Source organism: Myxococcales bacterium (assembly GCA_023898405.1).
GTDB lineage: Bacteria > Myxococcota > UBA727 > UBA727 > JABDBI01.
The window spans coordinates 2,365,703-2,384,995 of the sequence record CP060221.1 but is presented as its reverse complement, the minus strand read 5'-3'; the positions used below and the strand labels follow the sequence as shown (position 1 = coordinate 2,384,995).

Sequence of the window (19,293 nt, the reverse complement as noted above, 5' to 3'; positions counted from 1 at the left end):
ACGATGGATAGTCGAGCACACCTTGGTTTGGTTAAACAAATCAAAGAGACTTTCAAAAGACTATGAGCATTTATTTGCTTCTGCTAATTTTTATATTCATTTAGCAATCGTAAATATTTTTCTAAAACGGCTTAACAACGCCATTTTGATTTTTAAACAAGGGATGAAGTAGCTAAGAGTTAGTGCTTAGTGTTTTTATACCAATATTTTAGCTGCTTTTTCTTCGATGATTGCTGACAAGATTTCTGTTTTTGCATTGGGAATAATGGCTGTGTAAACTTTGCCACCAGCCCTTTCCCTCGTTTGCCCTTACGAACTCCTCCAAAATAGCTTTCCTCTGCTTCTATTTCGCCAGATAAATCATATGAGGGCAATTTGCCGGCAATCAATTTTCGTAAGCCCACAAAGAATTTGATCGCAGTATTAGACTGAATAGCAATCAATTCTCCAGCAGCTCGCGCTGTGGTGCTGGCAACGAAATACTCTATTAATCGATCTTGTTGACGGAAAGTTAACCTGCTCTTGCGTATATACACTGTAGCCATGTAAACCTTAGTCCAGGTCTTAGCTACTTCAGCCCCTAAAACAATTTTTGAGAGATGATTGCACAATTAAGAGTAATTCTGGCTTCATAGTTGGCTATGCACAGCTATATTTCATTATTGATGGTAGATTTATTTTGCTTTTATCATTCATAATTTTTAGCAGTACAAACTTCAGCTTTTGGGCAGCCATGCGTGGATGAAGCGGCCGCTCTCTAAGCGTGGTTTATCCCTACTAAAAGCACATAAAGACTTTGCTCGAAGTCCTATAAAAATATTAACAGCAGATCTTTTACCAACAGCACTATACTTTTCAAAAAGCTACCCTATCCCCTTTTATTAAGTAATTTTCCGAATAAAAACTTAACATAATTTTAATTATGGGTTTATAGTGAAGAGCAGAATTCACTCTCACAGCCGTTTTGGTATTTGTCGGCTTTTAAATTATAATTTTTTGAAAGTGAACAATGCTCGCTATTAGCCTAATTTTAGCTAGAACCTGAGTAATTCCTTATCACCAGCATCATCTCCACCAGATTTGCTTGCATAGATTTAATCTATCAAATAGCAGATGCCGCTATATCTTTGGGCTTAATTGTAAACTTATAATAAGGTGTTAATTTTTTTTGGTTTTGTTATTCCAGCAATTTTGGAATTTTATTTTTACAGCTTATTCAAGGATGAAATCACCCTTATCATCCAGCTGTTTGGTATAACCTTTTGGGAAAAAGATTTTCCAAGAACCACTTTTTATTTTTTGGGCTACATAATCCTCAAAAACATTTTGTTTAATACCTTTATCAGTTCCCAAAGAATCAGAAGTGATCGCTACAGCATTAATTTTTTGATCCTTGCGCCTAACCATCTTAAGGCATAAGCTTCCTTGCTCAGAAAGCAAATGCAGGCGCGATAAGTCATTTTCATTTGCAAATTTTGGACTTAAGAGAGACCATCCATTGCTGCCTTTTTTCAAAATAAAGGCACTAATTTTTTGTTCATCTTCAGGAAAAATCAGCTTAAACTGTTCACTATTGCTCCATTCATCTTGATCAATTTTGCAACTCGCTTTAAATGCAATTTCAAACCTGTCCAACCACTTTTTCACAGATTTTCGAGGAGCTTTAGGAGAATTTTCAGCATCCGTACACCCTGCTAATGACAGCATAATAAGAATATTAAAAAATAATTTTTTAGCATCTATAATTAGTCGATATTCTTTATATCTTTCCATAATCTTACACCCTAAAACAGCAGATTTTACTGTAAAATATAAAACAAACTCATGGGAAAATTTATAACGTATTATTCATAGTCAGCACAGTTCTTTGAACACCGCTTCAATATTATGCCCATCGGGGTCTAAAACAAAAGCTGAATAATAACCATTTTCATAGTGATTACGAAAGCCAGGAGCCGCCATACTGTTGTTTCACTGTGGCATTTAACACAGTAGTCTCTCCAAGCGAACATGGCTTACAACTAATTTTTCTCCATTTTATCAAACTCAATACAACCCATTAATCCAACTCAAAATAATTAATATTTTTATAAAATTAAGCTAAATTTAAAACATGAGAAAGATAAAATTATTCATGAGCAAACTGTGGCCCAGCTTTATATTAGCATTCAATCTTCATGGAAAAATTGCTATAAGCCCAACAAAAATTGATCTATCTCCCAAAAACTCTATCCAAGAGATGAGCTTAGAAAACAAAGGTAATGAAGATGTTTTCTTTGAGGCCTCACTTAAGCGTTGGAGCCAAAAAAATGGACAAGATATATATGAAGATACCAAGGATATATTGATATTGCCGGTTACTGCTAAGATTTCAGCCCAATCAAAACAAAAATTTAGAATTATATTAAGCACTAAAGCTGATCTACAAAAAGAAGCCTCTTATAGAGTTTATTTCAATCAAATTTCAAACAACAAAAAAAATAAAAATGGATTTATATTTAACCTAAAAATAAGCATTCCTCTATTTATTTATGCTGATAATTTTAAATTTGATGAGCAGCTTCAATGGAAAGCCATCATCCAAAAGGATAAAAAACAAATAGAATTAACATTAAGCAATAATTCAAATAAACACATAGTACTTGAGAACCTAACGACGACTAATATAAGCCCTATGAGCTTTAAGGAATTGCGTTATATTTTACCGGGAAGCTTTTATTCTTGGGAAATACCTTTAAAAAATGATGCAACTCCTAAAAACCTAACGATAGATTATTCATCGTCTAACCAAAAAAACTCCATTTCTATCCCAATAATAAAAAGTGAAATAAAATAAATATGTTTGTAAGAATATTTTTTACACTATTTATTTCATTTAACACCGCAGGGCTCTGCAAAAGTAACGATGCCACCCAACAGCTTTATCTTGATGTTTATGCAAACCAAAACAAGATAGATGGAGTGCATGAAATACTTGATCAAAATCATGATTACTGGATCAAACATGACTTAATAAATTTACTACACTTACAATCAGATATTCTTAGCAGTAAATTAATTAATAATGAATCTCTCTATTTGCTTCCAAAGGACATTAAAAAAGAGCTTTCCATGTCTGATCTTAGTTTGCGACTAGAAATACCATCAAAATATTTAACCACAAATAGAATTGATTTTCAGGCGCCAAGTGTTGAAGTCAACGATCTCACTTACGCTTTTTACTGGAATCATCACCTAAGCCTGCATCACGCTATAAACACAAATAATATTTCTTTTGAAAGCGCCCATCACCCAGTTTTTGCCACTCCATTTGGCGCTCTTTCTAATCAATTTAGTACGACTAACGGTACTTATAACAATATTGTTCGGCTCGAGACTTCGTATAATCTAGATCTCTATAAAAATAATATGCGACTCATCGTTGGCGATTATGCCACTGATGCGCCAAGTTGGGGCGGGCTTTTTGCTTGCGGTGGTTTAAAAATTGTTAAAAATTTTTCATTTCAGAGCGGCTTTTTAAGTTATCCCACCACAGAGCTTTCTGGAGTGGCACATATGCCAGGAAGCGCAGAAATTTGGATCAATGAAAATCTCAGACATAAAAATAATTTAGATACAGGGAAATTTATTCTAGATAATTTAAATTTACCTAGCGGCGCGCAGAGCGGAAAGCTCATAGTTAAAGATAAATCAGGAATTGCCAGCGTTATTCCCTTTTCATATTTTGCTGATCCAGAAATTTTAAAGCCAGGTCTTTCTGCTTTCAGCTATAGCTTTGGCTTTTTGCGAAAAGACTACGGCGTTAAAAGTTTTTCATATGGTGAACCCATTTTCATTGGCAACCACAAAATTGGAGTAGCAGATTTTTGGACCCCCTCATTCTATTCTTTAATTGGGAGGACTCTTTTTTCTTTAGGGGCAGAAAATCGTTTTAGACTATTTGATTTTGGTTCCGCAGCGATAGCTTTGGGCTTGGGGATGAGGGAAAAAAACTCTGGTTATCTTGTTGCAGCTGAATTCAACCTGAGAAAATTTGACATTTACTGGAGCTCAAGAGGAGTTTTGGTATCCAAAGATTTCCCCTCCTCCCCTTTAAAAAAAATTAACAAACAAAAATTGAGAATTTCAAGTGCATTTCGCCTCAACAAAACTTACCTGCAGCACTCTTCCATAAATTATTTATTTAGCCGTGGTGAGGATGATGATTATCATTCTATCGGCCTTAAACAAGCTCTCTTTTTGGATGGAAATTTAAATCTACACTTAAGCAGCACCTATAACTTCAACCAAAATAATTTTGACTTTTTTTTGTATTTTTCATACACGCCCGCGAACCGGCACTCTATGTCTCTAGGAGTACAAAAAAATGATGGCAGTTATTCATCAGCAGCAAGTTATTATAAAAGCGCCGATAATAATCGAAATAATCGCCTATCATATGCCTTGATGGCCCAATTTGAACGCAAGATTATGGGACATGGAAATATTGGCTTTGGCAATAATTACATGCGCAGCAGGCTTGATGTTCAAGCCAGTAAAGAATCACTCTCATACTTGGGACAATTTGATGGCTCTTTTGGCGTCATTGAAAATCAATTTTTTTATTCGAAACCAATTGAAAAAGGCATTACGCTCATAAATATCCCCATGCAAAAAGAGATTGAAATCTATAAAGACAACTCAGTATATCTCGGCCAAACCAATGCAGATGGGCACCTAATCCTAAGCGACTTACCCCCTTATCAACCTACCAGGCTTAGCATTAATTCAAAAAATCTTGACTCTCATATTGAAATCGAAGACCTCAATAAAAATTCTATTTTTGTGCCTGGATATAAATCAGCGCACCGAGTAGATTTTTTGGTAAAAACAGTTCGACATGTTTTATTTCGCTTAGTTATCAACGGGAAAGCCGCTCTTGCAGGCACAAGGATTTACTCAAATGATGGCAGTGAAAGTGGGTTTGTGGCCAATGATGGTTTGGTATATCTCAATGTTCCTTCTTCTCTATCAACCTACTCAGGCAAACTGACTGAACCGAAATGCGGATTTGAAATAAAGCTTCCTAAAAAATCACAAGATATTTTAGAGGATTTAGGTAATGTTACGTGCACATTCTAATATTATTTTCATCTCGATCATAATCTTACTATCGAGCAAAGTAGTTTTTTCAACTTGCAACGGAACCGCCCCTTGTACCTGTACCATTGCTACTACCAATATGCCTTTTGGAAACTATCAATTTTCAACTGCTAGCCCCACAGATAGCCAAGCTACCGTTACAGTATCATGCAGCAGTGGTGGACTCTCTGATTTGTCAGCGAGCTATACCATTAGTGGTGGATTTGATGGCAATCCCCCCACTCAAAGATATATGAGCGGACCAAGTTCATCGCAATTATTATACAATTTGTATACAGATATAAATCACACCAATATATTTGGTGATGGCCTCAATGGAACTTCCACCGTAAGTGGATCCTGTTCGCAGACTTGCCCCATAATAATTGTTTGTGGCCCTCGTAGCTGCAGTTCAGACCACATTATTTACGGGCGCATTCCAGCATCACAAACGGTCACCGCTGGCAGTTATAGCCAAACCATCCAAGTTACGGTCACTTTTTAAAAATTTACAGTCACTGTGACCTGATCAGAATAAGAACCTGCACCAGCTGGACTTTGTCCTGAAGGAATTCTTGCATACACTGTATGAGCTTGTACTGCTCCATCCCCCACTTGCAGTAATTTCTCATTACCCGAACTAATATCCCCCCAAACCTGGGTATATCCAGAATCTTGATAGAGTTCATAATTAATAAAATTTCCACTAAATGCCATTCGACGATTTACCAAAAAATTACTCCCATTATCAATGCCAATCGAATAGCCAGCCAAATTGGTACATTGAACACTGATTGAACCAGAAGAAATATCCGCATCTGCAGTAAATAGTCCTGAAATATTGCCAAAACCAGAATCTACAATAGAATCAAATACACAGGTGGCCTGTACGGTTGCCGTCACATTCATAGTTGTTGAATCGGTCGCAGCATGAATCGCCTGCCCCATAAAACACGTAAGCATAAAACTTATGCTAGCTCTCAATGCTACATCGGCACTAATTTTCGCAAGCAACTTGGTAAACATAATGCACAGCCTTGTTTATTTTTTCCCAGCAATACTAATGCTATTAAAAATATTTTTTATAAAAAAATGAAAAAATATTTTTTATCATATTAATTACAAATATTTAAACTTGATATCATCAGCCTAACCAGTTTAGAGATCATTTTGGAGATAAATATGAAAACCGTGCTGACTACCATTTTTTATCTAATTCGTTTACGTCTTTTGATGATGGCATGAATATCAGCTGTGAATTTGGTGATAGTAACGAAACCTCGAAGACGCTCAATTTAAATGGAAAGTACATTCAAGAAAAATTGGGACTTTATGATGTGTAAGTTGGACTTACGAGCTTAGAAAATGAGAAATATATCGCCGTTGATATTAAACAAACATAATGCTTCCCTGTATTCATTCGCTATGATTAAGACTAAAGATCTTATGAGCCTCCACCCTCAATAAATTATTTTAGAGCTTGTGCAGTTTATACTTCCTGTGATTAATGACATTGTGAGCTTCATTCATTGCTAATGTATCCAGCAATAGTCAGCATTTTATTCACGATCTCCCCTTAAAGAAGTATATAAACACTTCTTTATAAACCATTGATATTATGTACTTTAAACAACTTTTTCTTCTGTAACTCTTGACATAACGCATCTACAACTACAGTGTATGCATAATGTGCCTGAAGCTCGTGCAAAGCATCAATCAGGCCTCTTGGTTTTGTCAGGAATATACTAAATTTTTTAAGCAGCTTGGTCCTGTTTCATGGTGTTTTAGCATTCTTGACGATGTCAATAATAGAATCCATAAAGGAAATCAGTAAAATATGAACGAAGAAAAAGTTAATCGCCCTTCTCCTCCACGCGAACCAGTTAGGAAGAAATCTCGTAATTATTCTTCTAATCGCCAGGAAAGAGTTCAGCCAGAAATTGACCCTGCTATTCCTACATTGGATCTATCAGCTCTCAAACATGACAAGATCGAAGATCTTAGAGACAAAGTTGAAGCAGCAGGACTCTCTACCGAAAGTTTGGTGCGTAAACAGGATCTTGTTTTTGCTATGCTCAAGGCGCAAACAGCCCAGAAGGGTGCCATCATTTGCGAAGGTGTTTTAGAAACCTTTCCCGATGGTTATGGCTTTTTGCGTGAACCAGCTTACAATTATGAGCCGTCAAGCGATGATATCTATGTTGCTCCCTCGCAAATTAGAGTCTATGGCCTCAGAACTGGCGATACCGTCCGTGGACAAATCCGTCCACCAGCCGAAAAAGAGCGCTATTACTCAATATTAAAGATAGAGTCTATCAATGGCGTCTCTCCAGAAGAACACCGAAGAAAAGTTTCCTTCGAAAATCTCACACCGCTATATCCCACTGAAAAATTTAATCTTGAAACTACCAATAATGCCATATCTACCAGAATTATCGATATTTTGTGCCCAATCGGAAAGGGACAAAGAGCATTAATTGTTGCTCCGCCACGAACTGGTAAAACAGTATTGATGCAAGAAATTGCTAACGCTATTACCACCAATCATCCTGATGTTGTTTTGATCGTCTTACTCATCGATGAACGTCCAGAAGAAGTAACCGATATGAAGCGTCACGTTCAAGGCGAAGTGATTTCTTCTACTTTTGATGAGCCTCCTCAACGCCATGTTCAAGTTGCGGAAATGGTCATCGAGCGAGCTAAACGCTTGGTTGAAAATAAAAAAGATGTTGTTATTCTTTTGGATAATATTACCCGCTTAGGCCGCGCCTATAACACCGTTGTTCCTCCGAGCGGCAAAATTTTATCAGGTGGCGTAGATTCCAATGCACTTCATAAACCTAAGCGTTTTTTTGGTGCTGCGCGTAACGTTGAGCGCGGAGGCTCGTTGACCATCATCGCTACCGCATTGATCGACACTGGTAGCCGTATGGATGAAGTTATCTTTGAAGAGTTCAAAGGTACAGGTAACGCCGAAATTGTTCTTGATCGAAAGCTTATGGAAAAACGTATTTTCCCTTGCCTCGACATCAACAAATCAGGCACTAGAAAGGAAGAACTATTGCTAGCTCCTGAGGTATTAAACCGTGTTTGGATTTTAAGACAGCTCGTCCATCCGTTGAACGTCATTGACTCGATGGAATTTTTGAAGAGCCGTATCAAAGATACCAAATCTAATGCTGACTTTATTGCCTCCATGAGTCGTTAAAAATAAGGCCTTCATTTTTGTGAAGGCTTTTTATTTAGATCGACACATTGCTTGTACTTAGAGACTGTTTAAAAAATCAAAATAGCAGCGTTTCTAAGCCGTTTTAGCGAAATAGTAACAATCGCTAAATAAATATAAAAGATTAGTATAAGCAAACAGTTATTGGTCTTTTGATTTCTTTAACCAGGCTTGTGTCGTGATATTTTTAAAAAATGCCTGGCCAAACTTCCCAGAAAATTCTTTACGTCTATACATCGCTTCAAATCTCTCTTTAAACTGAGATTTTTTTTGGCGCTCATTAAAATTAGTTTTAGTAATACTATTTTTGAGCTGAACAAGTTCATCAAGCCGAGTTTCTACATGATTACTCTTGTCTGAGCCAATAAGTTTTTTCCACGCCCTGCACACTTTACACCCCAAACAAGCATTCAGGACATATTCATAAAGCTCAATTTCCGTAATAATTATTTGAGCTATTTCAGAATATGTTGGCCCAGCCGTTTTATCCGCTGTATTTTTATCTGCATGTCCCGCTATTACAAAATGGCCTGGTAAAAAAAACATAAGAATCAGCATCACTAAATGAGATTTCATGAAAATTTTCCTCTGTACTATGAATAACAAATTTATCGTTCAATTTTATTTAAAAATACCGTTCGGTATTTTTTGAATTTCTTTTATTTGCTGTCATATCGTGTTTTAGAAACGTTTTAAAAGTATTTAGCAAAGCATTTTAGGTTAATTTCCCCCCTAATCAACAAGAAATTTTTGCTAATATGCTGGATATTATCAGCAAACCTCTCGTCGATTTTGCAAAAAATTTCCTCAAAAATCATTTGTTAAATACTTTCAAAACAGCCTCTTAATTTTTGCAGCATCGTAAACGAAAAATTAATTTAATGAGCATCAAAGAATAATCTTTACTTTTTTCGCGTTTGAATAACTAGGTTTTGTCTTTTATCATTTTTGGCTTTATCGATAATCAACAAATGAGAGAATATCAGATGAACACGAAAGCATATGCCACTAATGGAGCTCACCTCCCTCTTGAGTCCTTTACAATCGAACGAAGAGAAGTTGGCCAAAAGGACGTTGCGATCGACATACTATACTGCGGTGTCTGCCATTCTGATCTTCATACCGCGCGAAACGAATGGGGAAACACAAAATATCCATGTGTTCCTGGACACGAAATAGTTGGCCGAGTGAGTGCAGTTGGCAATGAAACAAAAAAATACAAGGTGGGGGATATAGTAGGTGTTGGATGCCTTGTCGACAGTTGCCGCGTCTGCCCGTCGTGTACAAATAATTTAGAGCAATATTGTCAGGGCGCAGGAGGAGCTACTGGAACTTATAATGGGCTTTTGCATGGTGAAGGACCTAATACTTATGGTGGTTATTCCCGCTCAATCGTAGTTGATGAAGATTTTGTTCTAAAGATAAGCCATCATGAAAAAGAGCTTGCCGCCGTAGCGCCTTTACTTTGCGCAGGCATTACAACCTATTCTGCTTTACGCCATTGGCATACAGGGCCGGGAAAAAAAGTTGGCATTGCTGGTATCGGCGGTCTTGGACACGTGGGAGTTAAACTTGCTCGTGCTATGGGTGCACATGTTGTTGCTTTTACAACTTCTACATCAAAGATCGATACAGCAATTAATTTGGGAGCACATGAGGTAGTGATTTCCAAAGATGAAAAACAAATGGCGCACCATGCTTCGAGCTTTGATTTCATACTCAACACAGTAGCAGCATCCCATAATTTAGATGTATATGTACAACTATTGAAGCGTGATTCTACCTTAACCTTAGTGGGTGCTCCAGCACAGCCTCACCCCTCGCCCACTGCGTTTAATTTAATTTTTGCCCGCCGCTCTATCGCAGGATCTGTTATCGGTGAAATTGCCGAAACCCAAGAAATGCTCGATTTTTGCGCTGCACACGGAATTACTGCAGACATAGAAATGATATCGATGAACTCTATCAACCAAGCATACGAAAGAATGCTCAAAGGTGATGTAAAATATCGTTTCGTCATAGACATGGCTTCGCTTTGACATCTTCTTTGCAATTTCATGCAGCGAAGAATCCAGGATACTTTCTTTGTTTGTTTTAAAATCTACTCCCAAAGTTTTTAAATTATTCTAGGAATAAACTTTCAGATTTTGGAGTAAAGGATAAAAAAATGCGAAAGAAAATAAGCTTTATTTTGGTCTTTATGTTAAGCCAGATTTCATACGCACAAAACGTAAAATATGTTTGCATCCGCTCAGGCATTGTTAATGGTCAAGAAAAAATTATTTTTCAAGTAGAAAAAAATGGCAATGCACGAGTTCTTACGAGCTTTACGTACAAAAATTCTAACGGAGAATGGTTCGCTGAAAAAGATAGTCTAACTGCAACAGATTTAGGACCTAATGAACTAGGCATCAGTTATAGATTAGAAGGTGGGCTAAGAGATAGTTTAATTTTAAAAGAAGAAAATTCAACTACTGTACTTTACCGACAACCTGATACCCAGGACCGCAGGCGAGTATTAGAGACAATTATTTTTGAATGCCGCTCCCTGGCCTGGTAAAAATCAAAGCACAAAAAATATCTTTTCAAAAAATTCTCTTGGCATAAAAAATAAATGTGTACTGTTTAACCAGGCATTTAGCAGGCTCTAAAAAAGGAACTTGAGAAATGAAAATTTGGCTTAAATATTTTTATACCCTGATAATTTTTTTTGTTATTTTTATATCGCCAAAAATTTTCTCCAATTGATTATACCAAACTTATTGGCGGAACCAAAAAAGAGAATGCCAAACATAATCTCAAGCCATTCACAAATAATTATTTAAACTGTTCACTAATCTAATAGTTTTTAATCTTCATGTCTCTGATGCTATCTCACTATTGACTTTTTTTGAAGGAAGCGCCAATTCATCTTTCCCATTTAAATTGTCTCTCTTCCTTTTTTCACGCCTTTTCTGGGCAGTTGCTGCATTATATTTATCGGTATAAATCTTGCATGCAGCGAGCTTAATTTTTGCAAGTTTTTCTTCTATTTCAGCATCATTATTTATCTTTATTACCCTACTCATAGCGTCTCTAAAGTTATGCCAGTTTTTTTCTTCATAGTTACTTACTTCTTTTTTTGCATCGCAAATTATATCCCATTTTTCTTTTATTATGGTAGCCACATTTTTCCAATATTTATTACTTTTTCTATCCACCGTTGAGTGAGAATAATTATACATATTACATTCATTTTTAAAATGATTTTTTAACGCATCTAACAATCTATTTTCTTTATAATAAAAATTTATTCTCGTTCTTCTCTTGAGTTCTAATAAATCATTATTCCATGAAAAAGGAGTACGAGGTATTCTTATCAGCTGGCATGTGTTGAGCATTTGTTGAATAAATAAATTTATTTCAGGAGAAATTTTTTTCTTTTCGGCGATGCGTTTAAGCGCTGACTCCAATCCCTTGTAGTTTTTACTCCCTTCGGGATCCCAACGCTCTTTAAGTTTCTCGGCGCCTTCTTTCAAGAAGTTAAGCTTTTCATCGTCTGTGGAACAAAAATTAGTTAAGTCTATAATGCCAGGGTTTTCTCCATAAAAATCTAAAAACTCTTTATAAAAATTAAATGGTTCACCATTTTTTCCAAAGGCTATTATCGTTTCACTATCCTCATCATAAAAAAGCGTTTTACTTACTGTGATTAATTTTGCCAAATAAGGACCATATTTTTGATCATTTTTAAACGGAAGATTACGGAGAGTTTGGTTAAATTTTTTATTACTTTTTAAAGAACCCCAACGTTCTTTTAGGGCTTTTGTAATTTCTATCCATTTTTCATCTGTAATATTTGTGTGGTCATTACAATTAAAATCATCAAAAACTACTTTAAATGACTGCATAAAATCATCACTGATGTTTAAATGATTAGCTTGTCCTGACAGTATTTTTTGTGTTTTATTAGTATCAGTATCCCTACTTAAATTAATAGATTGATAGTCTTGATAAAAATGGGGATAACTTTTATGCAAATCTTTCTCATCATCAAAAACAACTGTAGGCGCAGAAGAGAGAAGACTAATGAGCTGAGAGATTTGAACATCATGAGCTTCTGAAAGCTTGTTTGTTTGAGTTGTATCCTCATAGTTTAAAATCTCACAAAATACATAATTCAAAAATAAAATATGCTTTCCTTTAAGGTTTGTTTCCTGGGAAGATGCAAAGCATACATCGTTTTTTTTGAAAGACTCCACTAAAGACTCCACTGAGGATGTACAAAACTTTTGCACATATAAAATTTTCTTTTTAATCATAAGATATGTTGAAAAATTATTTTTGATACTTTTTAAAGAACTTTCATCATTTATTATATTGTTATTTCCATCATCAATATCTTTAACATCAGAAGTTCTGTAAAATTCTAACTCGCCTATAGATAGTAAAAAATTTGGTAAATTAAATACTTCTTGTTGTGAATTTTTATATTGTTTGTTTTCGATATTATTTTCCAGGTTTCCTGCATAAGAAAAAATAGATGCAAGAGTCATAGAAAAAAAATATATCCTTATCATTATTTCGATACTCCTATATTTTAAGGCTAAGTAACATAAAAGGAAAATCTCTACATCCAGAGCCAAGATCTTGATTAAAGATACAAATTAGCCTCTATAGAAAAAGAACTATTTTTTTTACCTCAGAATATGAAAGCCATTTAGTGAAAATTAGCTATTTTATACTCTTAATAAAAACTTGGCTCCCAATCATCAAGCTCTTCTAAGTTTCTTCTTACCTTTTCTTTGAACTGTTCGCTGCTTTCTTTCCAGATTTGTTGTAACTGGTCCCCTAAACCTGAATAAGCAATAGAATCTCTCTGATAAAATAAAGAAATGAACGCATCAACAAGCATTTCCCCAGATTCGTTATTGAACATGGACAATCTACCATAAATAGTCTTAGGAAAATCAATACGCTGCTCGTCATCGCTAATTTCAAAAAAGCTATAGTTTCTGACAAGAGAACAAAGTCTCCCACCAAATTCTTTGAGAAAATATAAAGGAGCAGTAAAACCATTTTTAAGTGATTCATTAAGCAAAGAATCGGCAAAAGTTAATGTTGCATCTATTGGGGAAAAGTCTTTATTAGCATTCATAATCAAAACATTTTGAATATTTTGTATTTTATTAAATTGAATTTTCCAGAGCTCAAAAGCTTTTTCCCAGTTTATTTTTGCCATTTTTTCAAAGTGAGTCAAAAGCCAATCACTACTAAACTCATAACCTGATATAAAATAATTATTAAATAAATACTCAAGAGCTAAAATAAAATCTGCATTGTTTGCTTGGCTGAGAAATTGCTCATAGCGAGAATCACTTAAATTTTCATTGTCATCAATATATCGAATAAGCTCAGCCAGCATTCCTGGAAGATCAGGTCCTTGAGGTTGCACCGCCATGCTTGGCTTTATTACAAGTGCTGAGGCAATATTTTTGTGAGGAGTCTCACCACAAATAGAATAAAAAGAAAAACATGTAATAAAAAATATTAATTTTTTCATAATTGTGCCTAAAAAATATAATTAATTAAGCACTGATTACAATACCCATAAAAGCTGTCAACTCTTTAACTAGATTCCACTTGATATAAAGTGATGTTAGCCTCAATAAAAAAGATGCTGCAGATAAAATTGATGAGCTACCAGCATCAAACTACAAAAATCATTATCCCAAAAATTTAATGCCAGATTTTTATCTGGCATGACTGCTTTGGGTCCAGATTTAGTTCTTTACCCAAAAAACCCAGTCTTAAAATAATAAACCTCTTGCATTTGCTAGTTGGAGACTAAAGTAAAAAATTCTATTTGTTCTTGAATAGAGAGCTCTTCTATTGCTTTGTTCTCGCGTTGCAGTTTTAATGTCTTTTTAATTTTATTTTGCTCCAAGCAAAGTTCCTCATCTCTTTTCGTACCACCACAGCCCTCGAACCTTAGGTCGATCAAAGCTTTGTAAAGATTAATATGTTTTGCAATCAGGCCTTTAATTTGCTCGACCGTTAATGCTTTTGTATCAGTGGGGGTAGTGCTTTCTATATCAGCAGCAAAGACAATGAGCGAGAACACAACAGAAAAAAGAGCGAAAAATAATTTCATATCACATCCTTTTAGTATGTATGACTGGAGCCTATGCATAACTAAATAGTAGTTACAATAGAGCGGCGTTCTTCTCAGTATTTTTGCAGATTATCAGTCACTATTCTTGCAGTAATTCTTCTTTATCAAGCAAGATTTGTATCAACTCTATGTGGAGCTTATCTTGAGTAAAACTACGAAGAACTAGAAGCTGATTAAAATTTAGAAATGAACAGGAATATATCGTGCGTCTATAACTCACCATATTCCAATAAAGTTAGAAAATAATTAATGTGGCAGCCCCCTTCTTAATGGGGGCGTAAGCCCAACCTGAAAGAGGCAGTTCTAAGCAATAAGCAAAGAGAGCTTTAAAGTGCTATAGGTTCAAAAACCTAGTTTTATAAGCTAACGCGCTATTCATTGAGAAGATAATTTATATTCATTTTATCAACAGGTTTAACCTTCCCACTTTCCAATTGCTCAAGAGTCAAGCTTACCTCCTTTATTTCTTCTTGCTTATCTTGCTCATCATTGACACTATTTTTGTCATCAACTTGCACAACTACTGCATTATTGTTGTTATTGTTGTTATTGTTGTTATTGTGATTTTTTGGTGAAAATATTGTATAATCCAAATTAGCTCTGGTAAAATCAAGCATTATCATCTTGTCAAGTCCACCTTTCTTAAGCCATTCTTTGAATTTTTCTCCATTTTTACCCCTCTTTTTTGAAAATGACTAGAGTTCGCTCTTTGGTACACAACTTTGATATTTCTGATTAGGATTTTCTATAATATCTTTTCTTACGCTTTGAAGCTCTGCAATTTTCTTCAGCAACTGCGCTTTTTCATAAACACAAGTTGATTGATCTAACTGAAAATAATTAAAAGCTATTAAATAATTTTCCATATTTTTATTTCTTGATAAAGAGTACTGCAATCTAAAATTGCAAAACACATCAAACACACTTTTTAATCAAAGTAAATCAACATAATGAACAATAATTATTTAAAACAAACTAGAGGGAAGCAGATTGTATCCATCCATGAAGAGCATGCTGCCAAGACATATTTTCATTCACCTCAATATCTGGCTGAACCCCGTTTTTTTCTAAGGTAGTTCCGTCATAAAAAATAACATCTCCTATGGGACAGGTAATTTTTAAACCGCAATTCAATGAGAACGTTCGGGCAGCCAATACAGCTCCTGCTGTTGTTTGGCCAATGATTGTTGCTTTATTACTTTTTTGAAGAACATAAGCCAAAATCTCAGCAGCGCTTGAGGTTCTGCAACCAACCAACAAAGCAATTCGACCGAGATAACTTTTGAGAGAATTATCAAAAAATACTGAGAAGACATCTTCTTCTTTAACCCGCCCCATTTCTGCAAAAAAAACATAGTGATTGTTGTAATCAACTGATAAGTTATTGTCGCATGCCAATGCCACAGTCTCTCTGTCTGCTGTTACAGCAAATTTTTGTGGGTCAAAAAATAAACTAAGAATACTGTTAAGAGCTGTTCCCAAGCCACCAACATTGTTGCGCATGTCTATAATAATATTGTGTTGTTCTTTGAAGCAATGAAGTAGTGCTTGTGTTAATTCATTTTCAGAATGATTAGTAAATTTATTAAAAGCAATAAAAAATGTTTTTTTATCAGGTAAAAGATGAGCAATAGAAATATCATAACTAGATGGATTACTTTTTTCATCCCCGGGTTGTGTGTAACTGCGGGCGTCATATTTCACGTAAAGATGCGACATTTCATAGCCGTTCAATCTAAGGAAAACATTGATACGCATAGATAAATCATGAGCAGTATACGCGCCCAGCAGCCATTCAACATTTCTCTCAAGCAAGGGTAAAAGCCGCTCTTCACTAAAGGGGTTCCCCTTACAAAATGCATAAGTCTTTAAAACACTATAGATTTGCTCGATAATACCTAATCTATACGTCCTAAAATCATTGGGATTAATGTGTTCAAGTAGATAGCTCCATTCTTTAACATTCGATAAAAACAGAGCAGAAAAAATAATGGGTGTATTTTTCAATAGCTCACTTGCCTTGAACTGCCCTTCCTCCAATAGCAATTGGCAAGACATAAAAAAAACATCGCGCACGTCACGAAATTGAGGATTAGCTTTTAAAAACTCCTCTATTTTAATTTGCCGGACATTGTTATCTTGGGCTTCTGCAGTCGTCAAATAATAGTAGGAATTAAATAATGCTGCTATTTCGTTTTCCATCGACATTATGGGAGCGCACAGAAAAACTAAACAGAGCCAAACACCTTTAGAGCCCGAATTCATAACAAACCTATTTTGCTAAAAAATATTTTTCCAAAAAAATTTCTAAACATAACAAAACAGCTATCAACTTCAACATCGTAAACAAATCATCTCAAACCATCAAATAAAACCAAATAATCACAATAAATAAAAACCAATTATACAATCCAACAAAAAATATTTTTATTAAAAAATAATCCCCATATAACTCCAATACAAAATAATTTTAGCGATTTCAGTCTTATTTACAGCACTTAAAATAAGCCAAGCACCATACTCACTGTTCTGATGGTAGTGTCGCTCATTCCTCCATAGGAGACTTATAAAAAATGAGCTATAATCCAAGCTTAAGCTCAAGTAGAAATATTTTTATCGAGAAGTTGATAAATCCGGCCAAAGCATTGATTTTCTTCTCACCGCCAAAGGTGATAAAAGTGCAGCCAGGAGATCTTTAGCCAAAGCTATTAAAAACTATATGGTATTGCCCACAAGATAAAAGCGGTGCAAATCGAGCTGCCATCAAATCATATAATAAGGATCACAAAACAAAAATCGAGATACGGCAGAAAAAGTATTTGAATAACGCAGAATTGTTGTATGCAATTTTTCCAAATGTGACACTACCAGAATGTTTAAAATTGCTCTTGGATCTTGAATGAAAGAAACTCTCTGCATACGTGATTTACAGTGGTTCGAGTTCAAGTACCCATACATTGAGTGATTCAGCTAATGCCTTCCAATGTCGGGTAGGCAGCCATGAGAATCTATCTGCCGAGCTAGAGGGTCTCCTTTATCTATGATACGAAGCGATATTGTTCCTTTGTCGTAATCATGTTCCAACGCGAACTTCTTATTGTAATAACGCGCAAATTCTTCGACGTAGTTGATGTCACGTTGGTAGTGCCCGAGCTCTTTTTGAGCCTCATCTTGACTGATTAGCGACGCATGTCCTGAAAGCTTCTGTGCTTTTAGTAATACAATTTTCTGCTGTTTACTAAAAATAGTCCCATAATCTTTTCGACTTTTCTCTACGTCGCCAGGCTGCCAAAGCACATGCATCGAGATTTTTGCATCGACTTTTGCAGATCCTTCTATTTCAAGCAACCCCATACGCATTCCTACAAGCTCAAAATCGGAGCTATTAGCTTTCTTTTTGTAATCGCTGTTTTCATCGAAGAACAGGTAACTATCGCCTGAAAGAACCAAATTGCTTTTTATTTTTGACTCTCCAACGACACTGACAACTGCGCCAACAGTTTCAAACTCGTCGGCCACAATACGAGCACTGTTCAGAGTAGCTGAACTGTTTCTTAAAACGCGAATTGACGGAGCTGTTATAGTTGATTCGTATAAATTAATCGAAGGACTCCACAAACGCCATAAATCGGATTTATCAACAAGGCGCCGAGGAGAATCAACAGTCAAACCGGTTTTTTTTGCGGTACTCGCCTTCCAAGCATCAGTGACCAGTACCTTTCCAGTAGATGCTATCGTCAAGTGATTCGAACGCGAAATTTCGAGCGCGTTAGTTACGAGCAATTTGCTCACGAAAACTGAAGCCCTCTGATCCTCGACGAGTTTCTTATTGGGGAAAATAATTGCACGATAAGAGGCTGTAAAAAAAATCAATTTGGCAATTCTGGTTCAATAAATGTCGCTGTGACGAAAGTATGACGTGAAAACCTTTTTGAAAGGAAATATCATGTCGTGCTTGTATGAGACCTGTTTGTCAGATTGTGCCTGGGAAGTGATTGAGCCACTTTTTCCTGCTAACGCCAAACGAGGCAGACGTCGTGTCTATAGCTTTCGGAGCATAGTTGATGCCATATTCTATGTTTTAAAGAACGGCTGTGTGTGGCGTTGTTTACCCAATGACTTTCCTCCTCACGGTATTGTCTATCACTATTTTCGCACCTGGTCTGTTTCTGGTTTGTGGGCGGTCTTAAACTGCATTCTCGTGGCAATAGTCAGAACCTGTGCTGGCAGAGATGCAAGCCCCTCACTTGTTTCCATCGACTCCCAATCACAGACAGCGGAACCAGGAGTAGATGAGCGTGGTTTGGATGGGGGAAAGAAGATTAATGGAAGAAAGCGCCACATCGTTGTTGATACGATGGGATTGATGCTCCTATGCATTTGTACCGCAGCAAATGTATCTGATAGGGTTGCCGGCGAGGAATTGGTTACTGAGCTCAATAAGCGCGAGAAGTTTCCCAGATTAGCGAAGATTCTTGGAGATAACGCATATAAGAATTTGTCTTCAGGCTTGAGAGTAGGCGTAAGCACAGAAACTGCGGAACGTTTAAAAGGGCAAAAGGGGTTTGTACCACAAATATTTCGTTGGGCCGTAGAACGAACTTTTGCTTGGCTGAATCGAAATAGGCGTCTGGTGCGTAACTATGAGAAGAATACAAAGCATCAGGAATCAATGAACTACATCGCTAATGCAAGATTATGTATCAGACGATTGGAAAATTGGCTTACCACCTGAGATTTGATTTTTTTTACAGCCTCTAACAAACATGGATTTTGCTTTTGGCATTCACTT

General features: G+C 35.9%; 20 protein-coding genes. 9 read left to right on the top strand and 11 right to left on the bottom strand.

The genetic code is table 11. The features are described from left to right. Window positions 1-22 precede the first annotated feature (22 nt). Window positions 23-172: a hypothetical protein gene (locus H6731_10795; GenBank protein ID USN50727.1), complete on the top strand. Its 150-nt coding sequence runs from the start codon at window positions 23-25 to the stop codon at window positions 170-172. Window positions 173-179: 7 nt separating this feature from the next. On the opposite strand, the gene H6731_10790 is transcribed toward H6731_10795, so the two are convergent. Together H6731_10790 and H6731_10785 are read right to left on the bottom strand one after the other, a co-directional pair. Further along, window positions 180-545, bottom strand: a complete 366-nt coding sequence (locus tag H6731_10790; protein USN50726.1) for a hypothetical protein — start codon at window positions 543-545, stop codon at window positions 180-182. A 667-nt stretch (window positions 546-1,212) separates the two neighbouring features. Beyond that, window positions 1,213-1,773, bottom strand: a complete 561-nt coding sequence (locus H6731_10785; protein ID USN50725.1) for a hypothetical protein — start codon at window positions 1,771-1,773, stop codon at window positions 1,213-1,215. Window positions 1,774-2,113: 340 nt separating this feature from the next. Between H6731_10785 and H6731_10780 the strand changes: the two genes are divergently transcribed. Genes H6731_10780 through H6731_10770 form a run of 3 tightly spaced genes read left to right on the top strand, consistent with a single transcriptional unit; the run spans window position 2,114 to window position 5,626 of the window. Beyond that, window positions 2,114-2,836 carry a molecular chaperone gene (locus H6731_10780; GenBank protein ID USN50724.1) on the top strand — a complete coding sequence of 241 codons (723 nt, stop codon included), beginning with the start codon at window positions 2,114-2,116 and terminating at the stop codon, window positions 2,834-2,836. Window positions 2,837-2,838: 2 nt separating this feature from the next. After that, the gene (locus H6731_10775; GenBank protein USN50723.1) at window positions 2,839-5,121 is read left to right on the top strand and encodes a fimbrial biogenesis outer membrane usher protein; all 2,283 of its coding nucleotides are present in this window, start codon (window positions 2,839-2,841) and stop codon (window positions 5,119-5,121) included. Further along, a complete protein-coding gene (locus H6731_10770; GenBank protein ID USN50722.1) occupies window positions 5,102-5,626 on the top strand; it encodes a spore coat protein U domain-containing protein in 525 nt (174 codons plus the stop codon). Before H6731_10775 ends, H6731_10770 begins: the two co-directional genes overlap by 20 nt. Here H6731_10770 and H6731_10765 read toward each other — a convergent pair. After that, window positions 5,623-6,147 carry a spore coat protein U domain-containing protein gene (locus tag H6731_10765; protein USN50721.1) on the bottom strand — a complete coding sequence of 175 codons (525 nt, stop codon included), beginning with the start codon at window positions 6,145-6,147 and terminating at the stop codon, window positions 5,623-5,625. The genes H6731_10770 and H6731_10765 overlap by 4 nt on opposite strands. 811 nt (window positions 6,148-6,958) lie before the next feature. Here H6731_10765 and rho point away from each other — a divergent pair. Then, entirely contained in the window at window positions 6,959-8,329 is a 1,371-nt protein-coding gene (rho, locus tag H6731_10760) for a transcription termination factor Rho (GenBank protein ID USN50720.1), read from the top strand. 159 nt (window positions 8,330-8,488) lie between these two features. Here rho and H6731_10755 read toward each other — a convergent pair whose 3' ends face one another. After that, complete coding sequence (locus tag H6731_10755) at window positions 8,489-8,923, bottom strand: hypothetical protein (protein USN50719.1); 435 nt, start codon at window positions 8,921-8,923, stop codon at window positions 8,489-8,491. 410 nt (window positions 8,924-9,333) lie between these two features. Between H6731_10755 and H6731_10750 the strand changes: the two genes are divergently transcribed. Together H6731_10750 and H6731_10745 are read left to right on the top strand one after the other, a co-directional pair. Further along, complete coding sequence (locus H6731_10750; GenBank protein USN50718.1) at window positions 9,334-10,386, top strand: NAD(P)-dependent alcohol dehydrogenase; 1,053 nt, start codon at window positions 9,334-9,336, stop codon at window positions 10,384-10,386. 128 nt (window positions 10,387-10,514) lie between these two features. Then, the gene (locus H6731_10745) at window positions 10,515-10,907 is read left to right on the top strand and encodes a hypothetical protein (protein ID USN50717.1); all 393 of its coding nucleotides are present in this window, start codon (window positions 10,515-10,517) and stop codon (window positions 10,905-10,907) included. A gap of 295 nt (window positions 10,908-11,202) precedes the next feature. Here H6731_10745 and H6731_10740 read toward each other — a convergent pair whose 3' ends face one another. The 6 genes from H6731_10740 to H6731_10715 form a co-directional block, all read right to left on the bottom strand. Beyond that, complete coding sequence (locus H6731_10740) at window positions 11,203-12,882, bottom strand: hypothetical protein (protein ID USN50716.1); 1,680 nt, start codon at window positions 12,880-12,882, stop codon at window positions 11,203-11,205. Between the two features lie 191 nt (window positions 12,883-13,073). Beyond that, window positions 13,074-13,889 carry a hypothetical protein gene (locus H6731_10735; protein ID USN50715.1) on the bottom strand — a complete coding sequence of 272 codons (816 nt, stop codon included), beginning with the start codon at window positions 13,887-13,889 and terminating at the stop codon, window positions 13,074-13,076. 273 nt (window positions 13,890-14,162) lie between these two features. Further along, a complete protein-coding gene (locus tag H6731_10730; GenBank protein USN50714.1) occupies window positions 14,163-14,480 on the bottom strand; it encodes a hypothetical protein in 318 nt (105 codons plus the stop codon). 392 nt (window positions 14,481-14,872) lie between these two features. Next, window positions 14,873-15,124 (bottom strand): hypothetical protein, encoded by a 252-nt coding sequence (locus H6731_10725; GenBank protein USN50713.1) that lies wholly within the window; start codon window positions 15,122-15,124, stop codon window positions 14,873-14,875. A 72-nt stretch (window positions 15,125-15,196) separates the two neighbouring features. Further along, the gene (locus H6731_10720; GenBank protein USN50712.1) at window positions 15,197-15,367 is read right to left on the bottom strand and encodes a hypothetical protein; all 171 of its coding nucleotides are present in this window, start codon (window positions 15,365-15,367) and stop codon (window positions 15,197-15,199) included. A 109-nt stretch (window positions 15,368-15,476) separates the two neighbouring features. Further along, window positions 15,477-16,766: a S41 family peptidase gene (locus tag H6731_10715; protein USN50711.1), complete on the bottom strand. Its 1,290-nt coding sequence runs from the start codon at window positions 16,764-16,766 to the stop codon at window positions 15,477-15,479. A gap of 379 nt (window positions 16,767-17,145) precedes the next feature. Between H6731_10715 and H6731_10710 the strand changes: the two genes are divergently transcribed. After that, a complete protein-coding gene (locus tag H6731_10710; GenBank protein ID USN51983.1) occupies window positions 17,146-17,241 on the top strand; it encodes a hypothetical protein in 96 nt (31 codons plus the stop codon). 230 nt (window positions 17,242-17,471) lie between these two features. Here H6731_10710 and H6731_10705 read toward each other — a convergent pair whose 3' ends face one another. After that, window positions 17,472-18,293, bottom strand: a complete 822-nt coding sequence (locus tag H6731_10705) for a hypothetical protein (protein USN50710.1) — start codon at window positions 18,291-18,293, stop codon at window positions 17,472-17,474. Window positions 18,294-18,420: 127 nt separating this feature from the next. On the opposite strand from H6731_10705, the gene H6731_10700 reads away from it, so the two are divergent. Then, window positions 18,421-19,236: an IS5 family transposase gene (locus tag H6731_10700; GenBank protein USN50709.1), complete on the top strand. Its 816-nt coding sequence runs from the start codon at window positions 18,421-18,423 to the stop codon at window positions 19,234-19,236. Window positions 19,237-19,293: the final 57 nt, after the last annotated feature.

What these genes read in the sequence shown, in the direction of transcription:
- H6731_10785 (USN50725.1), bottom strand. Translation starts at nt 1,773, where the DNA reads ATGGAAAGATATAAAGAATATCGACTAATTATAGATGCTAAAAAATTA.
- H6731_10730 (USN50714.1), bottom strand. Translation starts at nt 14,480, where the DNA reads ATGAAATTATTTTTCGCTCTTTTTTCTGTTGTGTTCTCGCTCATTGTC.
- H6731_10720 (USN50712.1), bottom strand. Translation starts at nt 15,367, where the DNA reads ATGGAAAATTATTTAATAGCTTTTAATTATTTTCAGTTAGATCAATCA.
- H6731_10755 (USN50719.1), bottom strand. Translation starts at nt 8,923, where the DNA reads ATGAAATCTCATTTAGTGATGCTGATTCTTATGTTTTTTTTACCAGGC.
- H6731_10780 (USN50724.1), top strand. Translation starts at nt 2,114, where the DNA reads ATGAGAAAGATAAAATTATTCATGAGCAAACTGTGGCCCAGCTTTATA.
- H6731_10715 (USN50711.1), bottom strand. Translation starts at nt 16,766, where the DNA reads ATGAATTCGGGCTCTAAAGGTGTTTGGCTCTGTTTAGTTTTTCTGTGC.
- H6731_10725 (USN50713.1), bottom strand. Translation starts at nt 15,124, where the DNA reads ATGATAATGCTTGATTTTACCAGAGCTAATTTGGATTATACAATATTT.
- H6731_10745 (USN50717.1), top strand. Translation starts at nt 10,515, where the DNA reads ATGCGAAAGAAAATAAGCTTTATTTTGGTCTTTATGTTAAGCCAGATT.
- H6731_10765 (USN50721.1), bottom strand. Translation starts at nt 6,147, where the DNA reads ATGTTTACCAAGTTGCTTGCGAAAATTAGTGCCGATGTAGCATTGAGA.
- H6731_10770 (USN50722.1), top strand. Translation starts at nt 5,102, where the DNA reads ATGTTACGTGCACATTCTAATATTATTTTCATCTCGATCATAATCTTA.
- H6731_10740 (USN50716.1), bottom strand. Translation starts at nt 12,882, where the DNA reads ATGACTCTTGCATCTATTTTTTCTTATGCAGGAAACCTGGAAAATAAT.
- H6731_10775 (USN50723.1), top strand. Translation starts at nt 2,839, where the DNA reads ATGTTTGTAAGAATATTTTTTACACTATTTATTTCATTTAACACCGCA.
- rho (USN50720.1), top strand. Translation starts at nt 6,959, where the DNA reads ATGAACGAAGAAAAAGTTAATCGCCCTTCTCCTCCACGCGAACCAGTT.
- H6731_10735 (USN50715.1), bottom strand. Translation starts at nt 13,889, where the DNA reads ATGAAAAAATTAATATTTTTTATTACATGTTTTTCTTTTTATTCTATT.
- H6731_10790 (USN50726.1), bottom strand. Translation starts at nt 545, where the DNA reads ATGGCTACAGTGTATATACGCAAGAGCAGGTTAACTTTCCGTCAACAA.
- H6731_10750 (USN50718.1), top strand. Translation starts at nt 9,334, where the DNA reads ATGAACACGAAAGCATATGCCACTAATGGAGCTCACCTCCCTCTTGAG.